We start from the raw sequence: 19,695 nt of genomic DNA on the forward strand, positions 1-19,695 counted from the left end.
CTGCAACATTATCCGCGCGGCGAGCAAGTGGCGGATGAGGCGCGAGAGAAAGCCATGACCTGGCTCGAGAGCCGACAAGGCCAAGAGCTGTCGGCTGAAGATCTGTTTCGCACCGTGACCGCCGGACATATCGACGGTCCCGGTGCGGTTGCCGTACCCTCCAGCGATGAGTGTCTCCATGTGCCGACGCTCAAGAGCGAGATGTTGGCGGGGACGAGCGGCGTGCTGATCGGGCGCTCGCCCTATGACAAGCCGAACCTGCGCCCGTTTGCGGCCGAAGGAGTCAAGTCGGCCGTCGAAGGGGATCCGACCGCTGTGTTTCTCGACAACTGCACGGCCATCCAATACAGCTTCAACGTCGCCCAGAAGGCGGGCAAGGAGCTGGCGGCTGACGATCCGACCTTTTTTGCCAAAGGCATCCTGATCGTTGTGCCGGATAAGATGTGGCCGGCAGCCTACGCCGACCGTGGGCTGATCCTGTCCGCCGAGGACGTCAAGTGCCATTCGAGCTGGACCTCGGGCAAGGACCGCGTCAAGGAGGACACGCCGCTTGAGTGCCTCGGCATCCTGCAGGCGACCGAGGTGTTTGCCCCGGGCTCGCTCATTGCCGTGCCGACCCGTGAACAGAAAAAACTTGACGGTGACTTCGACGGAGACAGCCTCATCATCGTCGGCGACCGGCCGCAGCTTTACGAGCATGTCAGGCAATTCGACGAAGAGGAGCAGGCTCGCGGACTGCGCTCTCTCAAGCCGCCAAAGTCGCATACCCCGGCGATTGAGGACGGTCGCTACAAGTTCGGTCGCGCCAGCCAGATCCTCGCCGCCACGCGCAATGTTCTGGAAATCTATACCGGCCTGCAGCGAAACTTCCTCGCTCAATCGCATCAAGGCCGACGCTGGTTTGCCGAGCGTGCGATATTCGGCACCTACGAAGGTCTTCACCAAGAACTCAAGCGCGACATCCGAGGCCTGTTGGAGCAGGAACAGGTCAGTGCTGAGGATCTCCAGGACAAGCTCGAGAGGGCGCAGCACGAGATAGAGCTGGCAGACCATCCAGTCGCACGCGAGATGGCCGAGGTGCTTGTCGCCGAGCTGGAGGCGTGGGCAGCGAAGCTGGATGAGCAAGTCGGCCCCGCAACAGCCGCCAGTGTGAGTGAGCCACAGCTCGAAATGAGCCAATCGCTCTGCGAGCTGTTCCCGGAGCTGGCGGAGACCTATTCGGCAACACCTCGGCCACGAGACCGCATCCAGCTCCTCGTCGACCGTTACCCTGCGCGCATCGACCCGCGGCCCGATGGTTACAACCCGCGTGACCTCGTGCAAAGCGCAAACAATCTCATGAGCCTGGGTATCAAGGTCGGAACTGACGCCTATAAGTCCGACACTGGCGCGCACATCTTTATGTTCAAGAGCAGGTACCTCGGGCGCCTGCTGCAACAGATACCAGGGTTGAAACCAGTGCCTTACACCAAGAGCATTGCGGCTGCCCTCAACCAGGGCCGGTTCGATGTCGACGCGACATTGCAGGATCTGAAGGACAATCCGACGCTAGCGGCTTCGGTCATGCAAGCCTCGATCCAACTTGCTTCCCAGCGAGGCATACTGCCTGAACCCTCGCGCCGGGGACTTGTCGCCGATGATTCCGTCATGACAACGACCTTGACTCGCGAGCAGGCCGTACTGCGCGCCCAAATGGAGGCTTCCCGCGCTCAAGCCGAAGAGAAAGACATCACCCCGACGGCAATCGCGGTTGCCGAGGCACTCAGGGGCGCCGATATCCAGGTGGAGATGCCCCACCTTGCTCAGCGTTTGAGATCGGAAAGCTCGATGACCGACCAACTCGTCGGCATGGAGGCCTCGTCTGAGACTGGCGCCCAGCTGATCAGCAACGCTGTACGCCACGTCTTCGAATTCCCTGATAAGGATTTTACACGTGCCTTCAAGAAAGCCATTTTGGCCTTCGACGAGAGCGGCTATGCCGAAGTCAGCACGACCAACTGGTTCAGGTCGCGATCGCCCACCTTCGTAGGCATCAAGACTGTTTTCGCCACGCCGGCCGGCTACCGGTTCGAGGTGGAGTTCCACACGGCTGACAGCTACAAGGCCAAAATCGACAATCACGACACCTACAAGGAGCTGCAGAAGCTGCAGGAGCTGCAGCGAGAAAGCCATGAGCCCCTGGATCAGTCCATAGCCGAGCAACTCTTGGAGCGCGTGCGACAGGCCTGCAACAAGGTCGTCATCCCCGACGGAGCCCTGGCGATCCCTCACTGGGACGCCGACGCGGATAGCACAGTTGGTGCAAGCCTGGCTCGTCGGTTGCACGTAGCACCGCAACGACGCGCGGAGCACTCCCCGCTCGCAACAGAGATTCTTGGCGCCCTCGATGCGCGATCGATCGTGCTCGTCGGCATGAAGGGCGCCGGGAAGTCCAGTGTGGGCCGTGCCCTCGCCAAACGACTAGGGCTGAGATTTGTCGATTCCGATAGAGAAATCGAAGCGAAGACCGGCAAGTCCATAGCCAAGATTGTCGCTGAGGATGGCGAGGCGCATTTCAGAGATCTTGAGGTGAACCAGATCAGGCAGTCGCTCGAACAAGGACCGGCTGTTCTCGCAACCGGTGGTGAAGCATTCATGATCGACGAAGTCCGGCATCATGTTGGCGAGAAGGCGGTCTCGATCTGGCTCAATACCAGCGAGGACGTGATCAAGCGGAACCTGAGACGCAAGGGTCCGAAGGCGCAAACCGCCGACCAAGACCAGACCATCACAAACCTGATGCAGGCGAGCAATCCCGTCTATAAGCTCGCTGACCTCACGATTGCCCCGCAGCACCAACGAGATCTCAAGAGCGCGAATGCTTGCCTGACCGCGCTCCACGCCCATCTTTGCGGTGAGGGGAGGCAGGCCCAAGCTCGTTCCGGCTTGGAGGAAGCGGCACCATGACGGCCAGCCGCTCGGTTGCCGTCCGGCTTCTCCACCTCCTGCATCCGGCCGACGGCCGGATGCGATAAGGCGCTCCTGTCAGTGCGTCGCCTCGACGTCCTCTTGCAACGCCTCCCGCGAACTGATGTCAGTGCGCGAGCGGCCCGGGATTCCGTCGCTCGGCTTTGATATCATCGTTGAGAACGATGGGGACGAAGTAACGGCATCCGAGAACGGCATGCGGATCAGATTGACGAGTGGACAGGATCGAGAGAACCGCTCCGCTCCGTTTCAGGGCTCCCTTTACAGCAGGCTGTTCGTCAGCGCCTCGACAGCTAGCCAGAGTAGCAAAAGAAGGCGCCGTGCATACTTGATTGTGAACGTAAGAGGCTAAACGTGGATCCGAGCCACTCCAATCCATTCAGTCCGATTGCTCCGCGCCTTTGCTCGGAAGTTGTTCCCGGGCAACAAGAGCCGAAGAGTTGAGCATGCTTGAGCGCTTCCGTCAGAGCAAGGCGCAGGGTATTCGCCAGCCGGAGAGACCAACTCTGGCCAGCCAGTGTATCAGCGGGCCGCGTCGGCAGTATCGAGTTTCGATCAAGACGAGATTTGGCGATTGCATGATGCGGCGGAAGAACCCGCCGCTGCGCCGCACGATGCCAATTCGGCGGACTTTTGGGCAGGGGTGGATCAAAAGGGCCAGTCGTCAGCCGATAGTTGGATACGGCGAACGTTTGGTGAGGCCTGGGTTCACCCGCTCATTCACCAGCGTCAAGCGTCAATCAACCCAGCCCGTCATGCGCCTTTGAGCAAACGACTTGGGGGGCGTCGTTTGGGCCAGCCGGATCCAGCAGCATACGCCCCGGAACTGGAATCGCGGCGACCGACGGACGTCCGTGGACCTCATGCGCGGAATGCGGTGGCAAAACGCACCGCCCAGCGCGTCCCGGCCGCAGACAAATTTCACCGTGGATGGCGTACCCTACATGGCGGAGTTGGCGCGATCGGGCAGGCAAGATGGCATGCAAGCCTACCGAGCCTGACCAGGTGGTTGCCGACCGGTATAGGATACATCGAACGATCTGCGGTCGCGCACACGATGCGTCTCGTTGTTGCGGCTGCCGGCATGTTTTCAATCCGCCACGGGCTGCGTTCCTGCAGCCGTCGCCTCGTGACGCAACGCAAAGGATTTCGTAGCATGGGTACTCGAAATTTCATCGTAGCAGCAGCCTCCCTCGCCCTGATGGTGACGGTCTCGTCACCCTCCCAGGCCCGCGGCCCCTTCACCAACGACACGGCCTCGCGCACCGAGGCGCTGGCCCTGCTGGAAACCCTGAACGCTGACCTGCTCAGCCACAGCAGCGCCACGCTCACGCTGGAACGATGGTGTGGTGACCACGGGCTGGCGCCGGAAGCGAAGATCGTCGCCCGTCGCGTGAAGGGCGATGACAAACTGCTGCCGGAAAATGGCCGTGAGGCATTGGGCATCAGCGCCGACGAACCCGTGCGGTACCGCCGTGTGCAGCTCGCCTGTGGCGCGATAGTGCTCTCCGAAGCCGATAACTGGTACGTCCCGTCGCGCCTCACACCGCAGATGAACCAGATACTCGACACCACCGATCAGCCCTTCGGCAAGGTGGTGCAGCCGCTGCACTTTCGCCGCCAGACCATTAGCGCCGAGCTGCTGTGGTCGCCGCTGCCCAAGGGATGGGAGATGGACGCGCCCCTGCCGGTGGCGGGGAAGGGGGCGCTGGCCATTCCCCATGAGGTGCTTCGACACCGGGCCATCCTCTATAGCGGGGCGAACCAGCCCTTCAGCCTGGTGGTGGAGACCTACACAGCCGAGGTCCTGGCCTTCGGCCGCCGCTGAAAGATCACGAATTTTCACTTGCGGGCTGGTTGCCAGTTATCCAAATCAGGAACAAGACGGCAGGGTGTGCGAGACTGCATCGTAAGGAGTGTTTGTGACGGAAATATCCGGGCCGGTCTAAGTGCCGAAAGCATTTTCGGCAGCGACGATAACGATCAAATCTATGCTGGCCGGGGGCGTGCCCAAGCCTTCGGCGGCGCGGCATGACTACGTCGAGGGAGCCGAGGATAACGAGGACAATGACACGCTTCAAAGCGGTGCGACAACAATGTCGTCCACGTGCATGACGGCAGCGACTGCTGTTCGGCGACGAAGACTATTACACTTTCGTGTTCCATTCCCATGATCCGACGCTTGCGGCAGATAACGAATTCCCAGCGACCTGATCCCCTATGGACGTGGCCGGTATCAAGGATTTCGATCCGAAGCCTTTCGCCTTAGATGCGGTAGGCGCAACGACAGTTTCAACGCTGACTTCGTCAACAACGGTAGCAAGCAGCCTGGTCCCCAGCGACTTCTACAGCGATGCGGCATCGGGTGCGAAGGCGAGCACGCCATGGCAACCACCGGCCGATCTTTCACCTCTCCCTCTCCCGCCTCGATCGCGATCTGCGGCGAGACCGCCAGCAACGTCATCGTATATTACGCCAGCACAACCAAACTCACGGGTTTGGCCCATGTCACCAAGGAGACCACGTGCAGGACTTCATCTACCTGAACTTGCCCATGCCGGCCCTGCGCCTCCCGCGTCGCACTTCACTTTTGCCTGATCCGGAAAACCCATACAGACCAAACACCCCGCTGCCAGCGAGAAACTCTCCTATTCCACCACTTAATGGGGTGCGTCAACCACGTGCCGATTCAAGCCCGACGCGGCAATTTTCCGCTTTTGCCTCGTCTAACACCGAAGTATTGGTAGCAAGTCGGCCTGACCTAATGGCCTGTCAATGTTGCAATTGTTACGAAGGAATACGCAAATGGCGACTGGAACAGTGAAGTGGTTCAACAGCACCAAGGGGTTTGGTTTTATCCAGCCTGACAACGGCGGTCAGGATGTTTTCGTCCACATTTCCGCTGTCGAACGCGCGGGCCTTTCGACCCTCACCGACGGCCAGAAGATCAATTATGAGATCGAACAGGACCGTCGCACCGGCAAGTCCTCCGCTGGCAACCTCAGCAAAGTTGGGTGACTCCTCTCCAGCGACCGGCAGGAGCCTGCCGGAGCGCCACGCCCCGGATGCGAACGAGACACGGGCTCGACCGCAGACCGGGGTAGCAGATTGTTGCCAGCCGCCGCGAACTATTGTGAGCCAAGGGATGTTTGCGAGTAAGCCGGGCTGGTCCCAGGATGAACGAAACCGCGAACCACTGTTGCCGATCCCTCTCAAAGCCAATCCTCGGAGAAGAACGGAAGTGTGATCGCCACCGCGCCGTCCTCACCCGACACTGAGGAAAAGCGCCTTTTCGCCCCCTGTCGAGAAGGGCAAAAGGCCAAACAAAGGATCTACCGATATCGGTGTTTCTCGCAGTGCCTCGCCGGCTGGGAGAAGGTTTGCTCCCCGCGGAAACCAACAGCTCAAGCTTGCCCTCTCGGGCGAGAAGGGAGCAGCTGTAATAGCCTGACTTTAGCCGAGCCGCTCAGGTGTGCGCCCCATCTTCGGGCGCACGCCTCGTCCATCTCGGCCTCGAGCTCCTCCTGTATCGCCGCACGATCATCGGGAGGCGAAAGCAGAATGTCTTGAGGGCAGGCAGCGCTGGCGGTCTAACTTTCAGTCTTGGACGTGGTGGCGAACTTTCTCGTTGCCGCTGCTAAGGCAGGCCGGATTGCTGTGGCCATTCGCGCAACCTGGCACGGCAGCCCTAAAAACATTTTGCGGGAACCGTGGCGAGCAAGTCTAGCGGTCGCAAAGCGACGTGGGCGGTGAACGCCGCCTGGACGTCATTGTGCTCTTGACCGAGTTGCTTGAGGTCGACGGCTGCCCAACTGCTGGCGCAAGTACGTCGCCACCGCGACCCTTATTTGGCACCGCTAATGATCAGCTTCGTCCTGTCGTCGTAACGGGCCGAGGCCGGAGCCATGACCTTGGCCTCAATCAAAGCTCAAGCCGCGATAAGCGAAACGACCCGTGGAGGACGGCAATCAATGAAACCGACATGCCCCGCTGCGGCACGAGCTCACGAACCAAGCGGCCTGCTGGGTTACGCTTGGCACTCCGAGCGCGAGCGCTCTCATTTCCCGCCAGCTTTGGTTCTGCTCATGACGCTTAGCCGCCAATGCCGCTTCCAAACGCGCGCCAGCAACGCAGGGGGTGTAATGTCCCGACGCTGGGCCCCCGACGAATGGTCGGGCGGTCGTCTCAGTCTAAGCCTGCCTCGACAGGCCTACGTGGAAGGCGCAAACAGGCCTCTCGCTCAGAACGAAGTGATGCGGCGGGCATCAGTGATCGGATGCGAGTCTTCTGATTCGACTGCGGCGATAGCGTTGTCTTGCGTAAGCTCGGCGCAAGGGCTTGGCTCGCCTCCATGTTGACGCGCGGTGCGAAGCTCAGCGCAAGAAAGTCTGGCACGCTGGCTTAGGCTCGTGTCCGTCTGTCGCAAAGGCATTCTTGGATCTTGTGCGACGACCGCCCCCAGGCCCTGTTTCCAGACGAGATAAAGCACCGCCAAGGAATATGCGACCTGCATGAGCAAAACGCACAGACCGGCTTGCACAAACACGGCGATAAACGAGCCGGTCAGGAAATACGTCGCGATCGCAAAAACGGCCAACGTGCCGATCATGCCGCTAACAAATCGGGCTGCGGCCATTTGCTTAATCCCGTCTTTAGCTTGCCGAAACTTCGGCTGGTTGAGCGACGTTTTTAAAGAGTTCGAACAAATAGTCCTCGCTGGGGACATTGCCCCGACATCGCACGCGCAGCAGCTGAGACAGCTTCGGGTTCAACGTGGCTGTCGCGGGCTCGGCATTGGCGAAACGGCCCCGGTGTGGGCGAATTGAATCGCGCCGCGATTCGGAAACCAGATGACCGTCCGGAGGAAACACGCGTACCAGATATTCGATCGCTGTTCGCAGTTCGCTGTGCACGGAAGATGGCAAAGCACGCCGCCCAGGATGACGAGGTCGAACAACTCCGTGCCTGATCTGCGTTGGTCCTCGTAGACCACCTAATCGATGTGCAAAAAATCTCGCATGCGCAGGCGCGTCAGGGAAAGCATTTGCGGCTCGACGCCCATGACCGTGCGCCATTCGCACAGCGCCGCCAGCTGCTCGGTGAACGCCTTGGTCCCCAACCCCCTGAAGCCGCGCGCTAAGGAACCTTCGCAAGATGCGACCCGCACAACTGCCTGTTGGCATTGGCGCTCGAAGGCGCTCGCGTTGATCTGCCAGTGATTGCTTTTGGGCAATTCCAAACGCAAGAGTTGATGATCGTCGTGCGACAATGATGAGCCCTCTGCCATTCTTGCACGCATTAGGCCAAAGCTGCGTCAGCGGTATCTGTCCGCCGGGGGCAACATGGGGAGCATGCGGCGCCTGCGAAATTGCCTGGTGTTGCCGGCGAACTCCGAATCTAACGGTATCGGAGTCAGAGACTTGTTCTCCGGATTGTCTTTTGCAGGCAAGAAGAGGCGAGGATGGCCGAGAGATGGCCTGCGAGCCAAGATTTTGTCGGGCAGTGCGAACCGGAAGCGGAAGCGGAGTGCGCATTGTCCAATGGCGAGAGGAAGAGGAGCGAGATCTGTCCCGCCACGCAGACGTCCTATTCCATCGCGCCACAGAGCGCACGAACAGATCTTCTACGGCGACTTCCTGAAGCACGGGGTACGCTCTTTCGCTTGCCATCGCTTGATCAGCAGATAATTGTAGCCATCCCTAATTTATACCTGTTGATCAGAACAATGGATTGTTTGGATGCAAGACATCGAAGCGGTAAATGTCCGAGCGGACTTGATTGACCAACTCGCGATCCCTTTGTGGGGCATTGTCTCGTTCGAGCTAGCATTTTCGGCGGAGTTCACGCAGGGCCACGTAGCCATCGAATTCGGAACCACGAGGTTTCGCCTTCCGTGGCCCAACGGTCGCTAAAGCCGAGCTCTGCCAAGAGGGGGCCGCGTCACTATCAGACGGTTGCGGCATCGTGGAGCCTCCCTGACCCGCAAACTTGCGGATCGCTCCGATGCGCAGCTCCTGCAAACCTTATGCCGGCTATGTCCTCACTTGCTGCAGATTGAACCTTCTGGGCAAATTCGCGACAAAGCCTGGTCGGAGTCCATGCGCGCCAAGATATCTTATAGTGGACCGCCTTTGTCGACGAACGAATACGGCTCGGGAACTCACCACACAGTATCCAAGCGACACCTTTTTCAGCTTCTTGCCTGCGGTCTTATCGGTCTCAGTTCTGCGGCCATCGGTTCCTGGTGGTCAAATCGCGCAGGGCCTAGGGCCGACTAGTCGGCGCTTTACAGCGCCATCTCATCACTTGCCGCGCGTGATCCTTACGCCTGTGCTCCAGCAGATGCAGGCGATGCTGACGAGCGCCGCCACTCCATGAGGACACCGGCGACGGCACCGGCACCACGCTCGCAGACGACCGGTTGGATGCCGCTCAAGTCTCCGCCCTTTAGCAGTGGCCAAGCGTCATGCATGCTATCCGGTGCGGCGGCCGGCCATGTCGACGGCCGGAGTTTCGCCCGCAAGGCAACCCGTGGATGCGGATTGCACCCATCCTCTGGCGAAATAGGGCAGGGATAGTTCTCGCACGCTTGCGGTCGTTAGTCAGATTTGTGGGCAACACGACAGTATCAGCTCGAAACACGACAGGATCAGCTCCGCCACGGGCTCGTCGGAAGCGAATGCTGCTGTTTTTCAATCTGCTTGCCGTTGGCACGACAAATGCAACGCTGCCAGTGAAGCTTCCGGAGAGCGCTGATGAGCAATCGTCAAGCGCGCAATCGGTGTAGCAACGGCGGTGTCAGATATCAGGAGAGAACATGATGACAAAAGTGCGGATGGCTGCGGCGCAGGTCGCTACAGCGTTCACCGTCCTTATCGCAATGAGCCAGCAAACCTTGGCGGCAGACCCTGTGCAACCTAACGTCGCACAGGATCAGGGGCCGGTTGAGACGCCGAGTCCATGGCAGATCCGCGTCCGCGCGTTGGGAGTGAAGACCAACGATTCAGGTTACGTCGGCGGGATTGCAGGTTCCAATCTCTCCTATTCAGACACTATAATCCCGGAATTCGACATTTCCTATTTCTTCACAGAAAACATCGCTGCCGAACTCATACTTGCCACCACCTCGGCCAAGGTCGACGGCGCCGGAGCGATCGGCGCGCTGGGGAACGTCGGCAAAGTCTGGGTGCTGCCACCCACACTCACGCTGCAATATCATATTACCGAGTTCGGGGCCTTCCGACCCTATGTTGGGGCCGGCTTGAACTACACCGTCTTCTACAATCAGAGTGTCGGCAGCGCGGATGCTCTCCATGTGAAGAACACCTTTGGCGCCGCGCTGCAGGTCGGCTTCGATTACATGCTGGACCAGCACTGGGGGGTCAACTTCGACGTCAAGAAGCTTTTCCTGGAACCAGATTTTACCGTCAAAGTGGCTGGCGCAGATCTGAAGGGCAAGGCCAAGCTTGACCCCTGGCTAATTGGTGCAGGCCTCACATACCGCTTCTAATGGGTCGCCATGTGAACCTACGGCACCGATTTCGGGCAGGCGAAAACGCCCCGATGATGGAACTGCGAGGCTGACATTCTGGCTCTGGCCTGTGGGGATATGTCGCCAGCAAAACGAGTCTATGTGCAACCTGTTCATGAGGCACCACGTGCGGAGCCCTACGATGAATACAGACGTTTTCGCGGCTTACGAATCTAACGTCCGTCGCTACGGGCGGTCCTTTCCTACAGTCTTCAAAAGGGCCCTTGGAGCGACGATCTGGGACGAGGCCGGTAAGCCATATATCGATTTCCTCGTAGGCTCGGGTGCCCTCAATTATGGGCACAACAACCCGAATATCATCGCGCCGGCGATTGAGTATCTCATTGGCGAGAACATTCTTCTATCCCTCGATATGTATACGTCCGCAAAGCGTGAATTCATTGAATCGTTGGTGGATTCGATCCTGAAGCCCAGGGGGCTTTCCTACAAGATACAGTTTCCCGGGCCGACCGGCACAAACGCCAACGAAGCAGCGCTGGCGCTGGCGCGAAAATATACCGGCCGCTCGAGCGTCATGGCATTCACGAATGCGTTCCATGGCATGTCGCTTGGGTCCCTGGCGGTTTCGGGTTCGGCATCGACCAGGGAATTGGGCGGTGTTGCTCGCCACGATGTGATCCGCATTCCCTACGACGGATATCCGAACCAGGATTTCGATTCCGCGAGCTACATAGACTTCGTTTTGGGCGATCCAGGCAGCGGCATTGAAAAGCCTGCCGCGATCATTCTGGAGACCATTCAGGCGGAAGGCGGAATGAACACGGCGTCAGCTACCTGGCTTTCAGAAATTCAGCGCATTTGCCGCAAGCACCGTGTTGTTTTGATCGTCGACGACATTCAGGCGGGTGCCGGACGAACGGGCGATTTTTTCTCATTCGAGTTCGCAGGTATTGATCCCGATATCGTATGTCTTTCAAAGTCCCTCAGCGCATCAGGTAGCCCGTTCTCCATCGTTCTGATACGCCCCGATCTGGACATTTGGAATCCAGGTGAACATAGCGGTACGTTCAGAGGCAACAATCTCGCCTTCGTGACTGCAGGAGCGATGTGCAAACTGTGGTCCGACAGCCAGTTTACTGCAGGCGTCGAGCGAACAGCCGCCAAACTGCAAGGACACTTGGATAGCCTCGTTGCGAAATTCCCCGATTGCATCGAACGAAAGCGCGGCCGCGGTCTGATGGCCGGTCTCAAATGCCGCTCCCAGGCTGTCGTCGGCCGTGTCCACGATGTCGCATTCGAAAATGGCCTGCTGATCGAATCTTCAGGACCGAATCGCGACGTCATTAAAGTCCTGCCACCGATAACCATCACCGAGGACGAACTTGATCATGGCATCGCCATTCTGGATCACGCACTAAAGGAGCAAGCCAATGGGCACTAACGAAGCAGGTCAAGCGCCAGCCATCTCGCCTCCTACGATCAGGGAACGAACCGGCTTAATCAGCACTGCGGATATCGTCTCAGTCCTGAAAGGTGAGATCACTGCTCTGCACATCAAGCAAGCCTTCAGTTCGGAAATAGCCGAAGAAATCACCGCGAACTTTGTTAGCAGCCCCGGCCTCGGGGAACGCAAAGACGGCGTCCCCGGACAATATGTCGGCGCATCCCACTACAGGAACGATGCAGCCAGCTATTTCACAGCATCGGAAACTGTCCGACCATACGTCGAAGCCCTTTTTGGCAATTTGGTTGATCCCGTTCGATCACTATTCGAGGCGTTGAAGCGCGAGCTTCACAACCAGGGCATTGAACTGCGGCTGGCCCGTTCGGAGCACGGTCAGGCTAATGTCTGTCGCGCCCTCAGTTGGTCTGGCAGCGGCACGTTTTCCTTGGCCCCCCACGACGATGTGGCTCAGGTCTTATATGCCGGGAACGATTACGAGCTTTCTGCGGTGGCGCACAACACCGTCGCAGCGCTCAACTTCTACCCCAGCATGGCCGAGCAGGGTGGCAATCTGCGGCTTTGGAGCCACAAGCCGACAGTCAGTGACCGAAAGTCGCAAGATGTGGAGACCACGGGATATCCCTATTCGGCAGCCTATCTTGAAGACGTTCCTTATCGCGAATTCCAGCTCACCGCCGGGGATATCGCCCTGATCGACGGCGGTTTCGTCCACGGGGTCACCGGTCAATCCGGCAACGGAAGGCGTCGGTTGGTGCTCAACAGCTTTTTCGGATTCGCGCGACCAGACCTTGTTCTCTGGTGGACTTAGCGTTGGGTAGCGGCGACTGGCTTATGCGGGCATTGAGCCGCCAACGTTCTCTGCTCGATGCACAGCCGCGTGGCAGCGACGACCTCCACGGCGCCAACATCCTCAGCACCACCACGCCATTCATAGGTGAGCACCGAGCGATTCAAATCCAAATCTATGGCTCATCCACAATAGCTATCATGAGATGGAGCAATGTTGCGAAGTATCGGCCGAATGGGTTTTCCAATGAGCGTGACCTTAAGGCGGGCCGCGGCCGCCGACATCCCATTCATCATGCGCACCGAGCGGCTGGAAGGATACGAGGCGCTGGTCGGTCGCTGGGAGGAAGCGCGGCATATTGCGGCGCTTGCCGATTCTCGTTATGCCTACTTTGTCGCCGAGGCTAACGGAATGCCGCTCGGCTTCGCCATCCTGCGGGACTGGGCTTCTCTGGAGCAGGCTACACTTGTAGAACGCGTTGCGGTCGCTGACCCGGGCAGAGGACTCGGCACAACAATGACGTGCGCCGTAGTTGACGCAGCGTTCACGGAGACTGACGTCCATAGGCTCGTGATCTGCTGCTTTCCCGAAAATCTCAGGGCGCGGCGCTGCTACGAGGCCGTTGGCTTTGTTGCTGAAGGAGTGGCGCGGGCCGCCTCCTTCTTTCGCGGGGAGCATCGCGACGAGCTGGTATTGTCGCTACTGAGGCCGGAATGGTATAAGCACAAGTGCAGACCTATGAACGCGCCTCGCGCCAAGTAGAGCACGTTGGGATCGATAGTTTGCGAAATGACGCGGGATGAGACTCTGTTTCAAGCTTCACTTTTGTGGTGAGGAGGATGGCGAGCGCTCGGTGAAGATCATCAGCGCGCTGGCGGCCGGTCTTGGTGGTCTCGCCGAGCTTATTCAAAAAATGGCCGAATCGGATGCGGCCGAATGCGGTAAAACTCACAAGCATCGAGCTCACGGTAGCTGAGGGCGCAGAATGAAATCTCACAATGTCCTGTTCACATCCTGTTCACGTGGCAGTCTGGCGCCGTCCAGCATGGGCAGCCTCAACGAAGGAGCAGATAGCTGACAATCCAAAGTTGCAAATGTCGTTGACTGTTTTTCCGGCCTCCGACGAAGGAGTGGCACCTAATGAAGATAGATCGCATATCGGTTTTTGAGATTGTGACTCCTTTCCCGCAGGGTTACAGCCTATCGCGCGGCCGGACGTGGAGATCTTTCGAAAGCACCATCGTGAAAATTGAAGCTGATGCGGCGATTGTCGGGTGGGGCGAACTCCAGACCCTGGGAGGAAACTATCTGCCGGCGTTTGCAAAGGGGGCCAGAGCAGCCATCGACGAATTGGCCCCTCATCTCATTGGAGAAAGCCCGCTCCAACTCGATCGGATCAACTACCTGATGGATCATGTGTTGTTCGGTCATCCGTACGCTAAATCGGCGATCGACATGGCGTGTTGCGACATCCTCGGTAAAGCAACGGGAATGCCGCTGTGCGATCTTCTCGGTGGAAGGTTCGAAGGGGGATTAGATCTTATGTGTGCCCCCACTGTGGGCTCGATTGAAGAGATGCTGGCAATGACCGTAGCTTTCCGCGAGAAAGGATACCGGCGTATGTCATTGAAGTTGGGCGGAGAGGTTGCAGACGACGTGTCAAAGATACGAGCACTTCTCGATCAAGCCCAACCCGGTGAGGAATACTATGCCGACTGCAATCGTGGTTGGACACGGGATCAGGCTCTGCGAGTGATGCGACAAATTCGGGATATTGACGTCTATATAGAGCAGCCTTGCGCCTCGTACGAGGACTGCCTCGCGGTGAGGCGGCGGACTGATCACCCAATGATCCTCGACGAGATAATTGATTCGCCTGAGATGGTAATGCGGATCATCGCGGATCAGGCAGCCGATTTGGTCAATATCAAGATTTCAAGAGTGGGTGGCCTGACAAAGGCGCGCCGTGCGCGTGACATGTGTGTGACGGCAGGACTGCCGATGACCATTCAAGACGTAGGGGGGAGCGGGATAGTCCAGGCGGCGATCTTTCATTTTGCGCAGTCCACCCCGAAGGAGTTCCGTCACTCTGTGTACGACCCGCTAACCGTTGTCTCCGACCCGCTAACGGATGCACCCATCCTAGTCCAAGACGGAGCAGTGGTGGAAGCATCGGATCGGCCCGGACTTGGTCAAGACATCTTGCCTGGCAGCCTTGGCGAGCCGATAGCCGTGTACGGCGGCAGGGATTGACAATTAGCTGGTCTTTGACCTGCCTTCGCGGCCCAGTGCAGCGCATAGCTGTTCCCAGTTTGGCACTCGAATTGCGGCTGCAATTTTCGCTCTTTGGCAATGTCGTTCTGATGCCCTGGATAACGGCATGTCAGAAGCCTTCGTCAAAACCCTGGTGCTGTCTGGGAAGTGGTTGGAATTGAAAGTTGGCGTAGTCTCCGGGGTGTCAAACCTCGAATCATCCGGCGTTAGAGCGCCGGACAGGAGGCTACGACATGACAAGGACTACCATGAATGCCGAAGCCGTTCATCCTGGGGATGAGGCGACGGGCTATGTTTTCGACAACTGGTTTGATCCGATCGAAGCTGGCCTGCGCGAGCGGGTGCGCGGCTTCATCGAGACGATGCTCGAGACCGAGCTGGACGCGGTGCTTGCCCGTCCCCGCTATGGCCGGCAGCCGGCGGCGCGCAGTGATGAGACCACCGGCATTGCCGGTCACCGCCACGGCAGTCGGACGCGCACGCCGACAGGGACCTTCGGCAGCACCGCGATCACGGTTCCACTGGCCCGCCTTGAGGCCGGCGAGGACAAGACGCTCGAATGGAACAGGAAGGCCTTGCGCGCCTACCAGCGGCGCACGATGGCCGGCGCTGATTGCCTCGGTCTATCTCGCCGCACCTTGGCGCAAGGTGAAGACGGACTGGGACGCCTGGAATGCCCGCTCGCTTGCCGACGAGCCGATCGTGCGCCTGGTCCTCGACGGCACGGTAGTTCGTGTCAGGCTCGACCGCAAGGCGGCATCGATCTCGCCGCTCGTGATCATTGCGCGCGGACGGCCAGAAGATCCTGCTCGCGGTCAAGAACATGGTCGGCGAGAGGACCGAGGCCTGGCGGGCCATTCTCGAAAGGCATATTTGGGTCGGCGCACGACGATCAGGCGCAGTTGCGCCGGCACGATGTCGAGCCGTTCGCTGACGTCTTCGCCGATCCGGTGAAGGCCGTTGCGGCAGCATGGGCAGGCATGGTCCTCGATGTCGAGACCATCTCGATGCGCGGCAGATGCGGCGGCAGCGCACCCCGGTTCGGCCGCCGCCTTGCGTTGCGCTCCCTGCGCGTGTCGGGATCGGCACGTTCGGCCTCTTCCTCGCCTGCCGCCTCGATCTGCTCGGCCTCCTCGAGGCCAAGGAGCAGTTGATCTTCGGGCAGGCTCTCGGCCCGGCGGCCGAAGCGGTGACGCTGCAATTCCTTGATGATCTGGGTCAGGCGAGCATTCTCGACATCGCGCGCCAGGACCATCGCCTTCAGCACATCCGGATCGTCGGGAAGCTGGTCCGCCGTCATCACCATGATCGGATGAGACCATATCCGCCAGCTCCGGGCGACAGCGGAATCTAGGCTGATTCACTTGGTCGCGGATCAACCCGCCTGCGCCGGAGCGCGCGTCCGGCGGGCTTCATGAACGCGCCGCCAATCAAGCCCTTCAAGCAGCGCCGACAACTGAGCTGCCGTCAGCCGCATCACGCCATCCTGGACCTTCGGCCAGCGGACCTCGCCATCCTCCAACTGCTTCGCATAAAGGCAGACGCCGGTGCCGTCCCAAAAGATCAGCTTGATCCGATCCGTCCGTTTCGCGCGGAAGACATAGACCGCGCCGCTGAACGGATCGGCGCCCATCGTCTCACGCACCAGCGCGGCCAATCCCTCCGCACCCTTGCGGAAGTCCACCGGCTTCGTCGCCACCATTACCTTAACGGTACCCGTCGGCCCAATCACGACGTTGCCTTCAGCGCTCGGATGACCGCCGCAACCGTCCTGGCATCGGCGCCGCGGCCAACCCGCATGGCGATGCCGTCGATCTCAAGCTCGATGACACCGGTCGCGTTGGTTGCTTCGCGCTTGCGCGGCGGTTCCGGACACGGCGGCGCGGGTTCCGGAAGCGCCGATGTCACCACCGCCGGAAAAAAGAGCGGTTCGGGTGCCGGCGATGCCGCCAACGGCTGACGAGCGGCCCGACGCCACGCGAACAATTGCTGCGGCGACAAGGCGCTCACGGTCTCACCGATCTCGTAGCTTTCCGCCACCGATCCGCGCCTTCTCATCCGGCAGCCATTCCCGCCGTCGACCGGAGCCGGTGAAGATTTCCAGCCGGCGAACCGGCTCATCATTGGACTTGAGCGTAAGCTCGGAAATCGTCATGTGTCGAAGCCCTCAAAGGCTCCGAACATCGTTCCTCACCGTCACGTGCGAAAGGTGCTGCCGGAACAGCGCTTACCGAGATCGAGACCCGCCGCAAGGCGTTCCTGCGCAAATGGCGGCTCAAGTGCCGCGCGGTGGCCGATAGCCTGGAGGAGGCTGGCGAGCGTCTCTTCGCCTTCACCCGGCTGCCGCCGAGCCAATGGAAAGGCGCCAGAACAACCAACGCGATTGAGCGTCTGCATGAGGAGTTCAAGCGACGCATCAAGACCCAGACCGTGCTGCCTTCGGCCGAAACCGCGGCCATGCTTTTCTGCGTGTTGATGGCATCCGGCCAGATCTCGATGCGAAAGATCGACGGCTGGCAGACGCTTCCCACGAAGCCACTCGATCAGCAGATTGACCTCGCCGCATGAGCAGATAATCTTAACCTACCGGAGGCTGCTCCGAAAAATTCCAACAGGATCCGTTACGGCACCAAATGGAGCGCGGGTGGTCGGTCTTGATATCTCGCCGATCCTGCTCAAAAAAGGCCGGGTGCGGCTGAACGCGGAATAAAATGTTGAGTACGTTCTAGCTCGGTCGAGCGCCTCACGATCTTGTGTAGCATCAGGCCGCCAGCTCACGGAGCTTATTCACGAGGCGTCTGGAACGGTGTTATTGACCAGTCTATTAAGTTGACAGCACGCCGAAGTATCGCATCGGTCTCAGCAAAAGTGGATGAAGCGGCGACGAGATGTCCGATGCAGTCTTCGATACTGCCTTTCCTGATGATTGACGCCTTGGGTTCGACATAGAACTTGACCTCGGCGAGACCGGATACTGCAGCTGCCCGACTTTCGCCACCGATCCAATCCAGGACACCATCCCGATCAGCAACTAGGATCCGTGAAGCCGCAGTATGCGAAAGCCTTTTGCGCAAATCCATTTCGTCGCCGATGACAAGCTTGATATGCTCGGTAAAGAGATCGACCCCGTGAGCCAGCTGAATCAGTTGAGGAGAGGGCACGCCACCAAGACGAGGGTTGACTTCAATGACGACTGGGCCGCGCTTCGTCCACCGGAATTCAATACAAGCTGGCCCCCAGCCAAGGCCGAGAGCGTGCAGGCAGCTCAGCGAAACATCCGCGATGCGGTTATGCTCATCATCAGTAAGCAGGGGCGGGCAGGTGGTCGAGCGAAAGACGAAAAAAGGTGGGGGCCCCAACTCGCCGCCTTCAATCCCAACGACATCAATTCCCATTGTATGGGCGCAATAATAGGGACCTTGTGCGAATTCTTCGACTAGTATCCTCGGTTGTGATCGCCATACGTGCTTCCCGCTCAAAAGATAGTTCGTATGCTCGGTCAACTCATCGACCTTGCGGCACAATCGGACACCACGGCTACCGCTGCCTTCGGCTGGCTTAAGAACCACTGGCAGGCCGAGCTCCGCAGCGGAGCTTTTTACCTCCGTGGCATCCGCTGCCAAGCGATATCCAGGTATCGGAAGACCGGCTTCGGCGAGGAGCTGACGTTGAGCGAATTTGTCGAGACATTGATCGATCGATGCGGGGTCCGGTCCAGCCAGATCGAAATGCCGGCAGAGTTTGGCAACTGTCGCATACACCGAGTCCAACGCGCCAGTAACCCCAGCAATATCGTAGGTCTCACGCAGCCGAGAACATTCTTGGATCAGCGCATCGAGGTTGTTTGTATTGATTTGGATTGACTCGATATTTTCCGCCGCAAGGTAGCCGTAGCGGGATGGGTCTGCCGAAAGGGTAATTGGATGAAGTCCAAGCTGCCGGGCCGCTCTAGCGTATAGCAAAGCGTTCCCCCTTGGATGACCTTCAATCAGGATAATTGCTCGTTTTTTCACTGAATCTTTGACCTCTATTGCGCACTGTTTAGCCGTTGTCGACCTGGTGTAAATTTATTTCTTGTGGTAACGTACCCCTTCTTAGCATTTAGAGTGCAAGGAGTCTGTGAAGTGTATTGAAGGTTTTGTTGCAGTATGATCTCGATAGTCGAGGTACCGGCCAGGACGATATCACCAGTGGTCTAAGCAGCGGCCCGTCCTTCTGTGGCGACTGGGAAGCGGCGAAGGCGATCTACCGCTTCTTTGACAACCCTCGGGTGACGGAGCATAGCGGCTCTCGCTGGCCATCTCGCTGCGACTTCGGGGCGCGTTGCGGCAAGCGAAAGTCCGATCCTTATCCTGCGGGACACAACCGAATTTGTCTACAACCGCGCGCAGCTGGGCAAAATCGGCTCCACATCAACCCCGGCGCTACAACACTGGGCAGCGTCTTTACCCGACTTGCGGGGCGCCCTGGGCGAGTCATCGCATTACGATCGATCAGGGCGAGACGACCTGGCTGCGGGTGAAGTTCGCCGCCATCAACACATTGCCGCAGGTTCTGACTTACTCGAGGGGAATCCGTGGCGTGGTATGACTTGCTTGCAACGACATCGCCTTCGGCATCTCCATTGGATCAAGCGATCAAGCCGATGTGTGTAATCGAAAGCTTCACCGAGACGTACCACATTTCGACGAGTTCGCCCAAAGTTACGCC

Annotated in this window: 17 protein-coding genes and 3 pseudogenes; 12 read left to right on the top strand and 8 right to left on the bottom strand. The window is 59.1% G+C overall.

Features of this window, described 5'->3' with window-relative positions; genetic code table 11:
• Positions 1-54 precede the first annotated feature (54 nt).
• The 3 genes from AC0YKC_RS33255 (at position 55) to AC0YKC_RS33265 (ending at position 5,985) form a co-directional block, all read left to right on the top strand.
• Positions 55-2,946 (top strand): shikimate kinase, encoded by a 2,892-nt coding sequence (locus AC0YKC_RS33255; protein ID WP_488514147.1) that lies wholly within the window; start codon positions 55-57, stop codon positions 2,944-2,946.
• 1,177 nt (positions 2,947-4,123) lie between these two features.
• Positions 4,124-4,795, top strand: coding sequence for a hypothetical protein (locus AC0YKC_RS33260; RefSeq protein ID WP_488514148.1), 672 nt, complete (start codon positions 4,124-4,126; stop codon positions 4,793-4,795).
• 977 nt (positions 4,796-5,772) lie between these two features.
• Positions 5,773-5,985, top strand: a complete 213-nt coding sequence (locus tag AC0YKC_RS33265) for a cold-shock protein (RefSeq protein WP_488481525.1) — start codon at positions 5,773-5,775, stop codon at positions 5,983-5,985.
• A gap of 1,222 nt (positions 5,986-7,207) precedes the next feature.
• On the opposite strand, the gene AC0YKC_RS33270 is transcribed toward AC0YKC_RS33265, so the two are convergent.
• From AC0YKC_RS33270 to AC0YKC_RS33280, 3 genes are read right to left on the bottom strand one after another with little or no spacing between them, the layout of a single operon-like run.
• The gene (locus AC0YKC_RS33270; protein ID WP_488514149.1) at positions 7,208-7,603 is read right to left on the bottom strand and encodes an exopolysaccharide production repressor protein; all 396 of its coding nucleotides are present in this window, start codon (positions 7,601-7,603) and stop codon (positions 7,208-7,210) included.
• Between the two features lie 16 nt (positions 7,604-7,619).
• Entirely contained in the window at positions 7,620-8,042 is a 423-nt protein-coding gene (locus tag AC0YKC_RS33275) for an SAM-dependent methyltransferase (protein WP_488514150.1), read from the bottom strand.
• Positions 7,961-8,236 carry an SAM-dependent methyltransferase gene (locus AC0YKC_RS33280; protein WP_488514151.1) on the bottom strand — a complete coding sequence of 92 codons (276 nt, stop codon included), beginning with the start codon at positions 8,234-8,236 and terminating at the stop codon, positions 7,961-7,963. The genes AC0YKC_RS33275 and AC0YKC_RS33280 overlap by 82 nt, the downstream gene beginning before the upstream one ends.
• Before the next feature lie 1,551 nt (positions 8,237-9,787).
• On the opposite strand from AC0YKC_RS33280, the gene AC0YKC_RS33285 reads away from it, so the two are divergent.
• The 7 genes and pseudogenes from AC0YKC_RS33285 to AC0YKC_RS33315 all read left to right on the top strand — a co-directional run.
• The gene (locus AC0YKC_RS33285) at positions 9,788-10,477 is read left to right on the top strand and encodes an OmpW/AlkL family protein (protein WP_488514162.1); all 690 of its coding nucleotides are present in this window, start codon (positions 9,788-9,790) and stop codon (positions 10,475-10,477) included.
• 163 nt (positions 10,478-10,640) lie between these two features.
• Positions 10,641-11,900 (top strand): diaminobutyrate--2-oxoglutarate transaminase, encoded by a 1,260-nt coding sequence (gene ectB, locus AC0YKC_RS33290; protein WP_488514152.1) that lies wholly within the window; start codon positions 10,641-10,643, stop codon positions 11,898-11,900.
• Positions 11,890-12,732 carry a 2OG-Fe(II)-dependent halogenase WelO5 family protein gene (locus AC0YKC_RS33295; protein WP_488514153.1) on the top strand — a complete coding sequence of 281 codons (843 nt, stop codon included), beginning with the start codon at positions 11,890-11,892 and terminating at the stop codon, positions 12,730-12,732. The genes ectB and AC0YKC_RS33295 overlap by 11 nt, the downstream gene beginning before the upstream one ends.
• Positions 12,733-12,957: 225 nt before the next feature.
• Positions 12,958-13,473: a GNAT family N-acetyltransferase gene (locus AC0YKC_RS33300; protein WP_488514154.1), complete on the top strand. Its 516-nt coding sequence runs from the start codon at positions 12,958-12,960 to the stop codon at positions 13,471-13,473.
• 91 nt (positions 13,474-13,564) lie between these two features.
• Positions 13,565-13,687: a hypothetical protein gene (locus AC0YKC_RS33305; RefSeq protein WP_488514155.1), complete on the top strand. Its 123-nt coding sequence runs from the start codon at positions 13,565-13,567 to the stop codon at positions 13,685-13,687.
• Between the two features lie 164 nt (positions 13,688-13,851).
• Complete coding sequence (locus AC0YKC_RS33310) at positions 13,852-14,964, top strand: mandelate racemase/muconate lactonizing enzyme family protein (RefSeq protein ID WP_488514156.1); 1,113 nt, start codon at positions 13,852-13,854, stop codon at positions 14,962-14,964.
• A gap of 254 nt (positions 14,965-15,218) precedes the next feature.
• Positions 15,219-15,850 (top strand): annotated as a pseudogene (locus AC0YKC_RS33315) (transposase); the annotation flags it as partial.
• On the opposite strand, the pseudogene AC0YKC_RS33320 reads toward AC0YKC_RS33315, so the two are convergent.
• From AC0YKC_RS33320 to AC0YKC_RS33335, 4 genes and pseudogenes are all read right to left on the bottom strand, one after another.
• Positions 15,846-16,291, bottom strand: a pseudogene (locus AC0YKC_RS33320) (IS66 family transposase); the annotation flags it as partial. The pseudogenes AC0YKC_RS33315 and AC0YKC_RS33320 sit on opposite strands and share 5 nt — an antisense overlap.
• Before the next feature lie 69 nt (positions 16,292-16,360).
• Entirely contained in the window at positions 16,361-16,717 is a 357-nt protein-coding gene (gene tnpB / locus AC0YKC_RS33325; RefSeq protein ID WP_488514157.1) for an IS66 family insertion sequence element accessory protein TnpB, read from the bottom strand.
• Entirely contained in the window at positions 16,714-16,986 is a 273-nt protein-coding gene (locus AC0YKC_RS33330) for a hypothetical protein (RefSeq protein ID WP_488514158.1), read from the bottom strand. The genes tnpB and AC0YKC_RS33330 overlap by 4 nt, the downstream gene beginning before the upstream one ends.
• Before the next feature lie 13 nt (positions 16,987-16,999).
• The gene (locus tag AC0YKC_RS33335) at positions 17,000-17,140 is read right to left on the bottom strand and encodes a hypothetical protein (protein WP_488514159.1); all 141 of its coding nucleotides are present in this window, start codon (positions 17,138-17,140) and stop codon (positions 17,000-17,002) included.
• Positions 17,141-17,217: 77 nt separating this feature from the next.
• On the opposite strand from AC0YKC_RS33335, the pseudogene AC0YKC_RS33340 reads away from it, so the two are divergent.
• Positions 17,218-17,553, top strand: a pseudogene (locus AC0YKC_RS33340) (transposase); the annotation flags it as partial.
• Positions 17,554-17,768: 215 nt separating this feature from the next.
• On the opposite strand, the gene AC0YKC_RS33345 reads toward AC0YKC_RS33340, so the two are convergent.
• Entirely contained in the window at positions 17,769-18,998 is a 1,230-nt protein-coding gene (locus AC0YKC_RS33345; protein WP_488514160.1) for an ATP-grasp domain-containing protein, read from the bottom strand.
• Positions 18,999-19,126: 128 nt separating this feature from the next.
• Between AC0YKC_RS33345 and AC0YKC_RS33350 the strand changes: the two genes are divergently transcribed.
• Entirely contained in the window at positions 19,127-19,507 is a 381-nt protein-coding gene (locus tag AC0YKC_RS33350) for a transposase DNA-binding-containing protein (protein WP_488514161.1), read from the top strand.
• Positions 19,508-19,695 lie beyond the last annotated feature (188 nt).

The sequence above is a fragment of the Mesorhizobium sp. CNPSo 4661 genome, assembly GCF_057784215.1.

What these genes read in the sequence shown, in the direction of transcription:
- ectB (WP_488514152.1), top strand. Translation starts at nt 10,641, where the DNA reads ATGAATACAGACGTTTTCGCGGCTTACGAATCTAACGTCCGTCGCTAC.
- AC0YKC_RS33335 (WP_488514159.1), bottom strand. Translation starts at nt 17,140, where the DNA reads ATGACGATTTCCGAGCTTACGCTCAAGTCCAATGATGAGCCGGTTCGC.
- AC0YKC_RS33275 (WP_488514150.1), bottom strand. Translation starts at nt 8,042, where the DNA reads ATGGCGCACGGTCATGGGCGTCGAGCCGCAAATGCTTTCCCTGACGCG.
- AC0YKC_RS33295 (WP_488514153.1), top strand. Translation starts at nt 11,890, where the DNA reads ATGGGCACTAACGAAGCAGGTCAAGCGCCAGCCATCTCGCCTCCTACG.
- AC0YKC_RS33285 (WP_488514162.1), top strand. Translation starts at nt 9,788, where the DNA reads ATGACAAAAGTGCGGATGGCTGCGGCGCAGGTCGCTACAGCGTTCACC.
- AC0YKC_RS33300 (WP_488514154.1), top strand. Translation starts at nt 12,958, where the DNA reads ATGAGCGTGACCTTAAGGCGGGCCGCGGCCGCCGACATCCCATTCATC.
- AC0YKC_RS33270 (WP_488514149.1), bottom strand. Translation starts at nt 7,603, where the DNA reads ATGGCCGCAGCCCGATTTGTTAGCGGCATGATCGGCACGTTGGCCGTT.
- AC0YKC_RS33310 (WP_488514156.1), top strand. Translation starts at nt 13,852, where the DNA reads ATGAAGATAGATCGCATATCGGTTTTTGAGATTGTGACTCCTTTCCCG.
- AC0YKC_RS33255 (WP_488514147.1), top strand. Translation starts at nt 55, where the DNA reads ATGACCTGGCTCGAGAGCCGACAAGGCCAAGAGCTGTCGGCTGAAGAT.
- AC0YKC_RS33265 (WP_488481525.1), top strand. Translation starts at nt 5,773, where the DNA reads ATGGCGACTGGAACAGTGAAGTGGTTCAACAGCACCAAGGGGTTTGGT.
- AC0YKC_RS33260 (WP_488514148.1), top strand. Translation starts at nt 4,124, where the DNA reads ATGGGTACTCGAAATTTCATCGTAGCAGCAGCCTCCCTCGCCCTGATG.